This window comes from Cytobacillus sp. Hm23 (assembly GCF_051842895.1).
Taxonomy (GTDB): Bacteria; Bacillota; Bacilli; order Bacillales; family SM2101; genus Nanhaiella.
On record NZ_JBPXRQ010000053.1, the window covers coordinates 1 to 12,087 of the forward strand.

Sequence of the window (12,087 nt, forward strand, 5' to 3'; positions counted from 1 at the left end):
TATATGTTTGAGTGGCCACTCTCAGACTATCATTCAAGCAATACAGCTTTCATCCTCGTTTATGACATTTCATTTTGCCATTCAGTCGTGACGTAGCGACTCGTCAACTCATGACTTTCCACACCATGCTACACTCCCCGTTAGGTTTCCCCTTCGGATAAGGTGGGTAATGATGGATTTATATGCGTACTTAATCCACGCTTTTGCAAAAAGCGATTTTCATAGCCTCCCTTATGGGCGCACAACACAACTCAACTTGTGTTTACCACTCACCATTTTTCATACAATACTGAAATTCAAAATGAATGTGACAAAATCAAGCTCTTCTATTTTCCCTGACAATTTTGAGACAAGTCGGCTTAGACTTTCCTTACCATTCGACTGTCATTTTCCACTTGTCTCTATAGGTTATATTATATTGAGAGTCATGAAATTCAATATACGCCTCGTTTTTGTAGATAACTTACGAAGAATTATGTAGCGTAAATCCATTTCATTGCTCATATATTAAAGTAATAATAAATAAAAAGGGGAGTGTATTTATGGGAGTAGCTTATGTTGCTAACGAAGGGTCTAATTTTGTTACTGTCATTGATACAAAAACACATGGAGTAATTGCTACAATACCTAATGTGATAGAACCATCTTTAATTACAATTACGCCTGATGGAAAATTAGCTTATGTTACGAGTATAGATTTTGGAAACATTTATGCTGTAGATATTAAAACTCATTCATTAATAGCAACTATTGGCACTAATGTAAATACATTCCAAACTGTTTTTACACCTGATGGAAAAATAGCCTATGTTGCGGGTGATGATTGTGTCTTTGTTTTAGATGCTAAAACTCATTCTATCATAGCGACAGTGTTAGGTAATACTGATAATGCCATATCTATCACACCAAATGGTAAAAACCTATATTTTATTACTAATTCAGCAATTTCCGTTTTGGACACAAAAACACATAGTGTCGTAGCAACCGTGCAGGTGGGCGGTAATCCAGTTGATGTCTCCTTTACGCCCGATGGGAAACTTGCCTATGTGACGAGTGCTGGTGTGAATCGAGACTCTGTATCAGTCATCGATGTGAAAACTCATAGTGTCATAGCAACCGTGCAGGTTGGAGACGATCCAAGGGCTGTTGCCTTCACACCGAACGGGAAATTTGCCTATGTAATCGATAATAGTATAAGGGAAGATTCTGTATTTGTCATGGATGTAAAAACTCATAGTGTAACAACTACCTTGGTGGTTGATGGTAATCCAGATGTTGTTACCTTCACCCCCGATGGGAAACTTGCCTATATAACGGATACTGGTGAAAACGGCGACTCTGTATCGGTCATCGATGTGAAAACTCATAGTGTCATAGCAACCGTGCAGGTTGGAAACGATCTAGATGTTGTTACCTTCACCCCAGACGGGAAATTCGCTTATGTGACTATTAATGGAGAGGGCAGTGTATCCGTGATTGACGTGAAAACACATAATGTGATCGCTACTGTTCAAGTTGGAAGTAATCCTAAAGGCATAGCAATTACCCCTACTTAACCAAATGGAAAAGGATTGTTCTTGCTTACGTACCTTTGTTTACTTCTCTATATTAGATTTCCTATCGTATTTAAGCCCAAATGAACTGTTATTACGAAAACTAAAATCATTTGTAGGTAAAAAATAAATATATTTAACAATAATTCAGTTTGTAAAAAAACAATTCCCATAATGTCTAGCCGAGCCAATTTTTTTGATTTGTAAAAAATTGGGTTGTTATAGATATAACAACCCATCCACTACAAATCACAAAGAGATCATTCCTGTAAATGTATTTATAAGTTGATGTTATATTTTCCTAAGAAATCTTTCACTTTAGATATATTTCATTCTTTGAACTACTCGCCACTTAGCTTCGCTTGAAGTGGGAGATTCCTGCGAACACCAGCGTAACCGCCAGTTATTTAGCAGGCTCTACGGGTAGTCCCTACCCTGGAAGAAAAACTTGTACGTTGACTCGCACGCTCCCTACTTTAGCTTGGTTTTCGCAACTTCGGCGAGCGTGGGGGGGCTACTTTGTTCGTATGCCATACTTTAATACACTCTTTCACATTGCAGCTTTTCTCATGGTTCTTACTATTAAGACTAATTGATGATTAACCACAAATAAATAGCAAGAATCATTAGTAATCAAGGTCACCATAAAAAAACTGAGCATCTATTTTGCTAGATGATCAGTTTTAATGTCATTAATTCTTTGTATAAATTATTTTTTTTACAGTTTCAGTTGAAAGAAAATATTGTTCAGCTAATTGATAAACAGTCTTCCCGTTTTTAAAATCATTTTTCATAGAAGTATTTCTTTCATTGATTTTTTGTCTTCCACCAGAACATGTACCCCATTTTTGAAAATTATTCTTCGTCTTAGGGATATATATTGTTTCTCCTTGAACATATTGTTGAAGTTCTTTTAGAAGTTTTTCAGGTAAAATTTTGTTTGCATTTATATAACTCATTTCTGCAGCCCCTTATTCGTAATTAATTACTATAAATAAGGTGCAAAGCCATATATCAGAAATGGAAATACAAAGCAGCAGTGATTTTATTCTTCACTTCATGCGAAGTATTAATTTCTAATACAAGACTTTGCATGAGTAATTTCCAAATTTGCGAACGAAATAATTATCATAATAATGCCCCTTCCCAAGTTAGACTATTATATTATTTTATCAGAATTTTTAAACTTTCAAAACTAGTAATGAACACAATTTAAATTTCTACATTAATCATGTGAATAAATAACTTTTGCAGTCATTGATTTGTGTAAATACATTACTAGGTCAGCGTTTAGATCGGTTTAAAATTTGCTCTTTTATACTCTGAATTTCAGGAAGATCTTCTAGGCGATCTCTTCAAGTTTCCTTGCTTATTCGCTTATGTAATTCTTGCAGTTCCTTTTGTTATATTACAGATTAGTCCCATTTTGCGGAAAAAAGGAGCTATCTGTTAAGTGAATTACTTAGAGATAGGTCTTTCTTATTCGTTCATTTTGTCTTCTTTTTCAATTTTCTTATCAAGTATTATAATTAATTTAAAAATAATAAAAACTGTAATGATTAAAAAAACAATCCCAGTATCTGAAATTGATAAATAGTTAATTTTTCTTTCTAAAAAGAGAATGTATAACGTAAATAGAGTAACGCTTAAAACTGATGCGATAATCATCAATATATTTTTTATGGATCTACTTTTAGTAGGTATGTCTTGAAGAAAATTTATTAATTCGTACGGAATTACCCATAGTATTATACATATAGAAAAAATAAAAACTGAAGTCCAGCTATCAATTTTAATATCCAATACAGGAATAAGACTCAATATAAAGATAAAGAAACTAAATATACCTATATATAAAGCTATAATTGATAATATTACAAGTGTATATACCAAAATTGACCTTGCAATTTTCATGATTTCCTCCATGAATTATAATAGATAAACACAGATTATATGTATGTATCTCATGTATCTATTATTATACGTGATACATATTTTTAAAATAAAGAGTCTGAGGTTTAAAGAACTAGCCCTACAATAATTTTTGCTAGCGCTGTAGCCACATCATTAGGAATGCCAATGGAGCGAAAGCCACTCGCAAGAACAAGCTCAGAAACTTCTGTAACTTTATCTAAAACATCTGCCACCTTTTTTGATTTACTACGTACAATATCTGCAGCTTCTTTACTTAGTGGCTTTAAAAAATAATGATACTAACCATCCTCCTGTTCTAAAAGCTACAGCAATAGCTTTTAATCTCAATCCATCAGTTGTATAACCATTGCTTTCAAAATATTCCTCTACTTCTGGTTTGATTTCTTTTAAAACATCAGGTGAATATATAGCATTGTTTTTGTTTAACAAGTTTGATCCGCGCTTAAAATAACATGTTATTTTTAAAAAAGAGAAAACAAAAAATAAAAAACAACTTTTATATCATTTATTTTTGGCTGATCATTTCGGTACTGTCTTTTAAAAACGACAAAAAAATAGACCACCCTTAACTCTTTAGCGGGAGCGATTGGTGGTCTATTTCCTAATATATCAGCCGATTCTCTTGGAATCGTCTATTGTATGACCATGAGTGTTGAAGCACTTGTGGTCTTACTTATTGTATGCAGTTACTGCTTGTCTATGATTAGAATTTTGGGCAACGTACAATTGCCTAAAAAAATCATTCTATTGTATCGAATATTCTTAACATTAAATCTATTGTAATATTTTCTCCGGATTCCTCCAAATAAAACCCCCAGGTTGTTCTCTCACCGTCCCCTTTATTCTTGAATCCTTGCACATAAGGACTGTTTTTTGTTTCTGTTATTTTTAAGCTTACATTTTCTTTAACAAATGCATTATATTTGTATCCCTGAATATTAAAGAAATACACAGGATAACTTATACTATTAAAAAATGAAACATATTTCTCCTTATCAGCTTCTGAGAATGCATCTGGAGTTATAAATAACCCATCATAGTTTTCATTATCATCAACCAATGATTCTAGTTCTATACTAGAATACGCAACATTAACAAATTGAGGTAATTTCTCATTACCCACTACACCGATTTGTAGGTGTGTTCCGTTATAAACTGGTGTTTTTTCTTCTGAATTCCCAACGCAGCCAAATAAAAAAATAATTAATGTTAGAAAAATAGCAGCAGTATTTTTCATAATATTCCCCCTATGTTGTTAGTATAACATTATACGACTCCTTATTTATTCATCAACCCCAGACAGAAGACCTCCACTTCAAACCAAAATAATGCGAAGCGAGTGAAGATTAAGTGGGTGATGAATGGCGGTTGGCGTAAGCCAAAACTCACTTCTAATATAGTATAATTAACCTAATTAATAGATAAGTGAGGTGAAGAAAATGCTAGTCAACAAAACTTTTAAAATAATTGCTAAAACCATTGGTTGTAGTCGTTTTGTGTTCAATCATTTTTTAGATGCATGGAATGAATCATACAAACAGACTGGAAAAGGTTTAACATACGGCGCTTGTTCGGCGGAGTTAACAAAGTTGAAAAAGGATTTGCTTTGGCTTAAAGAAGTTGATATCATTTCACTACAATCCTCACTACGCAACCTTTCGGATGCTTTTAACCCGTTTTTTAAAAAGCAAAATGACATCCCTAGATTCAAATCTAAAAAGAATAAAGTCCAATCGTACACAACCAAATATACAAATGGAAACATAGCCATTGTCGATAATAAAATTAAATTATCTAAACTTGGACTTGTTAAGTTTGCAAAAAGTCGAGATGTTGACGGTCGTATTATCAATGTGACGATTAGACGTAATCCGAGTGGGAAATACTTTGTCTCTCTTCTTGTAGGAGTTGAAGTTCAGTCTTTAGAAAGAACAAACTCAGCCATTGGCGTTGATATGGGACTTAAACAGTTTGCTATTCTTTCAGACGGAACAGAATATTCAAACCCTAAATTCTTTCGAACTCTAGAAGAGAAGTTAGCAAATGCTCAGCGTATTCTCTCAAGACGCACAAAAGTTGGGTCTAATTGGAATAAACAACGGATTAAAGTAGCTCGTCTGCAAGAAAAAATTACAAATGCTAGAAACGACTACTTGCAAAAAATATCTACTGATATTGTCAAAAGCCACGACATTATTGGCATTGAAGATTTGCAAGTCAGCAATATGCTTAAAAATGATAATCTAGCAAAAGCAATTAGTGAAGTGTCTTGGGGGAAATTTCGTACAATGCTTGAATACAAAGCGAAATGGTATGGTAAACAAGTCATCGTAGTATCTAAAACATTCGCTTCAAGTCAACTTTGCTATAGTTGTGTTTCAAACACAAAGACGTTAAGAATCTAAACTTACGTGTATGGGATTGCCCATCATGCGGAACCCATCACGATAGAGATATTAACGCAGGACAAAATCTAAGAAACGAAGCAATCCGTCTCTTAACCGTAGGAACTACGGGGATAGCCTAATCAATTAGAAGCTGTTAGGTTTCCGTACTTAGGAATCCCCCACTTCAATCATGACCGTAAGGTCTGATAAGTGTGGGTAGTTCAATAATGCTTTTACCTTCTTTACGTTGACAGCACTCCATACACTATTTACTTTGCGCGGAGTAAAGCGAATCTTATAGCTTTGCTTATCAATGGTTTTTCGTATACCGTCAATCCACCCAAAACAAAGAGCGGCATCTACTGATGCAGACCAAGTAAGGCTTGCACGCCCTGTACTTACCTTGAAATAGCCCACCCAAATTTCACTAGCTTCAGCATGATGTTCTTCTAACCAATCGTGATACTCTTCTTGGTTGTTGAAAAAAATTACATCTCCCATTGTTCCAGCCATTTTAAAATCGCTTGGTTTGTTTCTTCCGGCTTTTCTTGCTGGATCCAATGACCGCAATCCAGATTGACCACTTCCACATTGGGCACGAATTCCGCTAGTTTTTCGGACTTCGGGATCACATCGCGGTCTCCATAGATCATAAGTGCAGGCTGGTGGATGATTGGGTTCACGTCCGCCAATAAGCGCCAGTTGCGGTCAAGGTTCCTGTACCAATTTATACTTGCCGTGAAGCCTGTTGATTTGAAGGCGGAGACGAATACGGCCAATTCGCTGTCGCTCATTATGGGTTGACCGAGTGGTGTTTCTGCTCTGGCAAGATTAATCATCGCCATACCTGGCTGAGGCGCTCTGGGAGGCTCGTTCTTCCGGTATATGTTGCGAAGGAACTGGAATGTATTTTCTTCTAATATGGAGTCTGCGACACCTGGCTGTCGGTTGAAGTGAACAAAATAGTAGTCGCCACCAAGTATTTCTTCCATGAACTCGATCCAGGGTCTTTCACCGCGCTCTTGATAAGGCAAGCTCAGATTTATCACTTTATTTACACGGTTTGGATGCAATAAGGTCAGCCCCCAAACGACCATCGCGCCCCAATCATGACCGACAAAGGTGGCATCTTCGTATTCGAAGTGATCGAGAAGTGCGATGAGATCACCCGACAACTGTTCAATGTCATAGTCTGTTACTTCGCTTGGACGGGATGAATTGCCATAACCCCGCTGGTTTGGGACGATGACATGGTAACCCGCTGCGACAAGGGCAGGCACCTGATGGCGCCAAGAAAAGGCATGCTCTGGCCAGCCATGACAGAGTACAATAGGTTTTCCTAAATTTTGTCGGCCTGCTTCAAAGACTTCGAGTTCCACACCGTTGACTGAAATAAGGGTAGGCTTGGGAAAATCAGTTTTATTAATCATCATATTACCTCCTGTGCTATCTGTACTAAAAGACTGTTACAGTTAGCATAGTAGCATAGTGGTGTGACACTAGCATGTCAAGTTTGAAAAATTAATTTTATTGATATTTTTCATGCATCGATTTTATTCTAGATGCAACAGCTTGGCGTACCCTTTCAGGACCTAACACTTCGACGTGTTCGCCAAAACTGAATATCAATGCGAAATACCATTCCTTCTCTGGAAATTGTGCAGTCACAATCAGTTCACCTGTGTTCAGAATTTCAATATTTTCTTTGTCAAAAATATCTTCAACTCGAGACCTCACCTGGGGTACAAATTTTAATGTAATGCTTGTTAAAGAGACCTGCTTCTTTGATGCCTCTTCAATTTCTTGATATGACTTTTCCCTACGCTTGAATAGTACATCTTGAACCTGCAAGTCAATAATGCGTGAAATCCTGAATACCCTGAAATTTGCTTTTAAGTGACAATAGCCAAACAGGTACCATGTATAACCTTTAAAGATTAATGACATCGGTTCTATCTGCCTTGTACTTGTTTCATTTGCATAGTTTCTATATATCATTGTAATCATTTTTGATTGAGTAATGGCATTCCGGATGTTTTTGACTAGGTCTTTTTGTTTTGAGGTGTATGCCCAAGGCTGCATACCAATTATGATTTGCTCCATATGCAGGTCAAGATGATGAATTTTATCCTGTGGAATAATATTTCGCAGTTTTTCTATGGAAGATTCAAGCTCAACATCCTCAAATGTTGAGTTAACACCTTTAAGTGCTGAAAGTATGGAACACAAATTGTTTAGTGTCAGCAACTGATGATTTAATTTATAATTCTCCCTAATACCAAAACCGCCATTATTCCCAGGGTATGATATAATTGGAATACCAGCCATATTAATAGCTTCAATATCTCTGTAAATCGTTCGAACTGAAACTTCAAACTTTTCCGCAAGCTCTTTTGCCGATATTCGACTTCTATTAAGTAATATAACAATGATTGTCAGCATACGGTCTATTTTCATATTCATCTCCTTAATATATATTTGGCATATTCTAGAGTATAAGTTATTTTTGTCAAAGCATTTTTAACATATCATGCTTTTAATCGCTGAACGTCTTGATGCCACGTGATACTAATAATATTATTTATTATCTTGCTACTATTGAAATGCTACATAAGAGCCTTCGGTTTGCTTTTCATTTTTTCTTTGCTTAATATTTTGATTTTTCATAGACTGACGCTCCTCTTTCTTTGAATGCAGAGCATCAAACTCTCCTCTTTCATAAGCAACTTTCCCTTATCTAAGTGTTTCTGAAGATGGGATGTAAGAAATTGCAGCCTCTTCTCTGATAGACGCCAGACTCTCTTTCATATAAGTAAGTACGTCTAGTTTAAACGGTGCAGGGTAACTTGTATAGTTTTTAATAAAAGCCTCTTCACCATAAACTTTGTACAATTTCACCCATTGATGAAAATTTCTGTGGTGAACCCCTATGGGTTGAGCAATAAATTCACCACTGTCTTCCCCATTAAGAAATTGTTTTACTGCATCAATTATTACTTCAGCAGAAAATTAGCTCATAAAAAACAACACCTCCAATTGATAATTGTGTCTAACAATTGGGGTGCAGTACACTTTCAGATTGGCGCTAGCAAACAAAAAATTAATCATTATGTTTTCTTGAGTTTTCCTAAAATCTCAGAAACCCCAATCGCAATACTTCCATTTAACATTCCTAATACAGACATTATGAGAGTAGCGCCATCATATTCTCCCATAAAGTTCACTACAAAAAAGATAGAGCTAAACCCTAGTACAATAATGCCAAATAGAAACAAAAACCTCTCCATGATTTACATTCCTTTCACTATTTGACTCATTTTCTATTATGTTTAATAGAGACGTTCGTTTTTATGGATATTATAAAACCTACTATGTTCCGCTACTTAATAGTAAGGTTCCATGTTGCCCCAATGAAATAACTAGAGGAATAAACGCTAATAGTTTCAGCCACGTTTTTTTTTACAACAAATCCAATAAATAATAGTACTAACCCAAAAATCAAAATACCTAAATTCTCACTCCCCCTCACAGCATAATTACCACGTAGTAAAAAGATTGCTTCTTCTATATATTGTAATAATTGGCCTGTCAACACCTATTTAGACAATTTTCTATAGGATCTTAGTTAGGTGCATATACATAGGTATGGAGAAGAAATCATGAATATTTATATAATTATATGCTGCTGTTATATTATGATGTGCATAGTTATGTGGGACATAGCCTTTCGAGCAGGAGGCACTCAAGCTCTTCAACCCTCACTCCCTAATGTTAATCAGTTTGACTTAGGCGCTCAAATATGTTCAGACCCTTTACTGCTATAAATAGTCTTTCAATGACCTCTCCAATACTTCGATTTCAGGAACAAGATAGCTAGTAAGTGCATTTAAGATGAGGTCAATAATATTTTAGGACTGGTTAAATTAAAATACTGTGAGAAGTACAGTTGTAAGCTTATTATTGTCTATCGTAGAGAGTTACCAATAGAGAAAGTGATTTGACTACCGCTAGGATTACTACTACTCCGTGATCTACTAAAACTCAAAATGATAACTAATAGTATATATAATACTAAAACAGTACTAGTGTAAGAACTCATATGAACACCTCCAATATATAAGAACTATCACCAGCACTTGAAGCACTAATCGCCTCCTGCTCAGTCATATATTCAGTTGGAACAACACGTAGCGTAATTTTCCACATACCTATCACAGGATTTTAAGTCACTATATTCTACGAAAGGTGGACTTACTTTGCTTTACTCTAGTCAAAATCGTGTGCTTGACTATGAGTGTCGCAGTTCCCTTCATGGGCGAACAAAATATATGTGAAGGACCAGTATCTATCATCATTCCTACAAATATATTTTTAAAAATCGACATTTAGTATTATTAGGTCAACCTAAAATGTGTTATCTGGTTTATTTTCCTGAATAGGTAACTATACTTAACGTAGTCCAGATAAGTCTTTATTAGCTTCTCGCACCATATTGTGGAATATTTTATTTACTCCTGAGGAGCTATATGCTACTGAAAAAAGTCGACTCAAATTATTTCCTCTCTACTAAAAGCAGCACAATCGAGTTAGTTTATATTATTTATGTGTAGCGAAATAATCTTCAACTTGCTTTGAATCAAAGTTTTTAATGAGTGCGGACTTATAGAAATAATGTTCTGACCAAAACGCAAAATGTAGTCAGAAATAAAATCTTCTTCGCTCATATTATAATAGCCTGATATGACATAATGTTCGTCTTTTTTTAAAATTGACATTGATGGATAATGCTCCTTATCATATAAGTCCTTTCCTTTATCATTTACAACAATGGAGAAATGAATAGCATTTTCTTGTTTATGGTAGGTCCGTAATAGTGATAATAAATATTTTAATCTCATTGAAGTTCTATTTTTAACCATTTCTAATGATAAAATCTTATCACACCGTAAAGTTTGGACTTTTTGCTTATCGATATTGTAAAATTTTGCATACCATTGCCCAAATTTAGAGTTAATTTTTATAAACTGACCTGTTAATTGTATTTTTTCTTTATTTTTTTTATAGGAAACTTGGTAGATTTTCTCATCAATAATACCTTGAATTAAATCTTGTATGTAAGGATTAAAATTACTATGGTTGGTTATTTCTAAACTAATTAACCCTTTCATTTTCTCAATATTTTCTTTCACTTGAATAGGTAAAACTTTTTTAAACTTTTCTTCTAAATTACTTATTTCATATTCAAATGGTTTTGCTTTATATCCTTCCAACGTTAGCATAGAAAAGTACATAGCAAACATTTCATCAACAGTAAAGATAATTGGAGATAATATACGATTTTCTAATACTAAGTACTTCCCATTTCTACCTTGCTCAGCGTATATTGGCATCCCTAATAATTCTAATGATTGAACATCTCTAATCGCTGTACTCCTAGATATATTATACTTTTCCATCAAATCCTTAAGGTTAAAAGTCTTTTTATTATTTATGAATTGCAACATATCATTTAATCTTTCAGACTTATTCATATTAACTCCTTAAATGGTGTCATTATTTGATACCTTTAGAGTTTATACTAAAAGTGCCAAAAATAAAAGGAGGTCATTTCCATGACATTAGAAATTGCAGTTTTTTTATCTATGAATGGCAAAGCATATGAAGCAATTAACTTTTACAAAAAACACTTAAACGCTAAAGAGCTACTATGTGTGACATATTCAGATATGGCAAAACGTGATGATTCACTTGTTTTAACAGAAGGAAACAAAGATTATATTTCACATTCGGTACTTCAGCTAGGAAAAACTAAACTAATGATTGCTGAAGAAACAATGCTACCTAGTGAAAATTACAATGTAGGTAATAATATTTCGCTTTGTATTCAAAGTGCAAGTTTAGCAGAAATTCAAAACTTTCATACTAATTTAACAAGCGATGATAGAGTTCAAATTATTACTCCTCTTGCTAAAAATGTTTTCAGTGAAGCTTACGGGATTGTTCAGGATCCTTATGGTGTTCAAATTCAACTTATGTATGATAAGCGTTTAAAATAGGTATATAATTTAAGTAATATAGCTTTGGAATAAATTCTTATCAAACATTTCTTGTATGTCCATATTCTTGGATAGACAAACAGAAGCCATTTTGAGAAAGATCATCAAAATGGCTTCTCCACATAATAAACTTATCCTCTCTCAATAAGAAAGAGG

General features: G+C 34.5%; 12 protein-coding genes and 2 pseudogenes. 3 read left to right on the plus strand and 11 right to left on the minus strand.

Features of this window, described 5'->3' with window-relative positions; genetic code table 11:
- Positions 1–542 precede the first annotated feature (542 nt).
- Entirely contained in the window at positions 543–1,556 is a 1,014-nt protein-coding gene (locus tag ACSVDA_RS21990) for a cytochrome D1 domain-containing protein (protein ID WP_485886148.1), read from the plus strand.
- Between the two features lie 689 nt (positions 1,557–2,245).
- Here the strand turns inward: ACSVDA_RS21990 and ACSVDA_RS21995 are convergent.
- The 5 genes from ACSVDA_RS21995 to ACSVDA_RS22015 form a co-directional block, all read right to left on the minus strand.
- On the minus strand, positions 2,246–2,512 hold the full coding sequence (locus tag ACSVDA_RS21995; RefSeq protein WP_320211261.1) for a CD3324 family protein: 267 nt from the start codon (positions 2,510–2,512) through the stop codon (positions 2,246–2,248).
- Positions 2,513–3,032: 520 nt separating this feature from the next.
- On the minus strand, positions 3,033–3,467 hold the full coding sequence (locus ACSVDA_RS22000) for a hypothetical protein (protein ID WP_485886150.1): 435 nt from the start codon (positions 3,465–3,467) through the stop codon (positions 3,033–3,035).
- 104 nt (positions 3,468–3,571) lie between these two features.
- Complete coding sequence (locus tag ACSVDA_RS22005) at positions 3,572–3,700, minus strand: hypothetical protein (RefSeq protein WP_485886152.1); 129 nt, start codon at positions 3,698–3,700, stop codon at positions 3,572–3,574.
- A 37-nt stretch (positions 3,701–3,737) separates the two neighbouring features.
- Positions 3,738–3,917 carry a hypothetical protein gene (locus tag ACSVDA_RS22010; RefSeq protein ID WP_485886154.1) on the minus strand — a complete coding sequence of 60 codons (180 nt, stop codon included), beginning with the start codon at positions 3,915–3,917 and terminating at the stop codon, positions 3,738–3,740.
- 310 nt (positions 3,918–4,227) lie between these two features.
- Positions 4,228–4,725, minus strand: a complete 498-nt coding sequence (locus tag ACSVDA_RS22015; RefSeq protein WP_485886156.1) for a hypothetical protein — start codon at positions 4,723–4,725, stop codon at positions 4,228–4,230.
- A 202-nt stretch (positions 4,726–4,927) separates the two neighbouring features.
- Here ACSVDA_RS22015 and tnpB point away from each other — a divergent pair.
- Positions 4,928–6,015 (plus strand): annotated as a pseudogene (gene tnpB, locus ACSVDA_RS22020) (IS200/IS605 family element RNA-guided endonuclease TnpB).
- A 28-nt stretch (positions 6,016–6,043) separates the two neighbouring features.
- Here tnpB and ACSVDA_RS22025 read toward each other — a convergent pair.
- From ACSVDA_RS22025 to ACSVDA_RS22050, 6 genes and pseudogenes are all read right to left on the minus strand, one after another.
- Positions 6,044–6,376: a YdeI/OmpD-associated family protein gene (locus ACSVDA_RS22025; protein WP_485886157.1), complete on the minus strand. Its 333-nt coding sequence runs from the start codon at positions 6,374–6,376 to the stop codon at positions 6,044–6,046.
- The gene (locus ACSVDA_RS22030) at positions 6,364–7,305 is read right to left on the minus strand and encodes an alpha/beta fold hydrolase (RefSeq protein WP_485886159.1); all 942 of its coding nucleotides are present in this window, start codon (positions 7,303–7,305) and stop codon (positions 6,364–6,366) included. The genes ACSVDA_RS22025 and ACSVDA_RS22030 overlap by 13 nt, the downstream gene beginning before the upstream one ends.
- Before the next feature lie 97 nt (positions 7,306–7,402).
- Entirely contained in the window at positions 7,403–8,332 is a 930-nt protein-coding gene (locus ACSVDA_RS22035) for a helix-turn-helix transcriptional regulator (RefSeq protein ID WP_485886161.1), read from the minus strand.
- 276 nt (positions 8,333–8,608) lie between these two features.
- Positions 8,609–8,872, minus strand: a pseudogene (locus tag ACSVDA_RS22040) (transposase); the annotation flags it as partial.
- 110 nt (positions 8,873–8,982) lie between these two features.
- Positions 8,983–9,150, minus strand: coding sequence for a hypothetical protein (locus tag ACSVDA_RS22045; protein WP_485886163.1), 168 nt, complete (start codon positions 9,148–9,150; stop codon positions 8,983–8,985).
- A 1,311-nt stretch (positions 9,151–10,461) separates the two neighbouring features.
- Positions 10,462–11,406, minus strand: coding sequence for a helix-turn-helix transcriptional regulator (locus ACSVDA_RS22050; RefSeq protein WP_485886165.1), 945 nt, complete (start codon positions 11,404–11,406; stop codon positions 10,462–10,464).
- Between the two features lie 81 nt (positions 11,407–11,487).
- Here ACSVDA_RS22050 and ACSVDA_RS22055 point away from each other — a divergent pair, with 81 nt between their 5' ends.
- Positions 11,488–11,931 carry a VOC family protein gene (locus ACSVDA_RS22055; protein WP_485886167.1) on the plus strand — a complete coding sequence of 148 codons (444 nt, stop codon included), beginning with the start codon at positions 11,488–11,490 and terminating at the stop codon, positions 11,929–11,931.
- Positions 11,932–12,087: the final 156 nt, after the last annotated feature.

What these genes read in the sequence shown, in the direction of transcription:
- ACSVDA_RS21990 (WP_485886148.1), top strand. Translation starts at nt 543, where the DNA reads ATGGGAGTAGCTTATGTTGCTAACGAAGGGTCTAATTTTGTTACTGTC.
- ACSVDA_RS21995 (WP_320211261.1), bottom strand. Translation starts at nt 2,512, where the DNA reads ATGAGTTATATAAATGCAAACAAAATTTTACCTGAAAAACTTCTAAAA.
- ACSVDA_RS22000 (WP_485886150.1), bottom strand. Translation starts at nt 3,467, where the DNA reads ATGAAAATTGCAAGGTCAATTTTGGTATATACACTTGTAATATTATCA.
- ACSVDA_RS22015 (WP_485886156.1), bottom strand. Translation starts at nt 4,725, where the DNA reads ATGAAAAATACTGCTGCTATTTTTCTAACATTAATTATTTTTTTATTT.
- ACSVDA_RS22025 (WP_485886157.1), bottom strand. Translation starts at nt 6,376, where the DNA reads ATGGGAGATGTAATTTTTTTCAACAACCAAGAAGAGTATCACGATTGG.
- ACSVDA_RS22030 (WP_485886159.1), bottom strand. Translation starts at nt 7,305, where the DNA reads ATGATTAATAAAACTGATTTTCCCAAGCCTACCCTTATTTCAGTCAAC.
- ACSVDA_RS22035 (WP_485886161.1), bottom strand. Translation starts at nt 8,332, where the DNA reads ATGAAAATAGACCGTATGCTGACAATCATTGTTATATTACTTAATAGA.
- ACSVDA_RS22050 (WP_485886165.1), bottom strand. Translation starts at nt 11,406, where the DNA reads ATGAATAAGTCTGAAAGATTAAATGATATGTTGCAATTCATAAATAAT.
- ACSVDA_RS22055 (WP_485886167.1), top strand. Translation starts at nt 11,488, where the DNA reads ATGACATTAGAAATTGCAGTTTTTTTATCTATGAATGGCAAAGCATAT.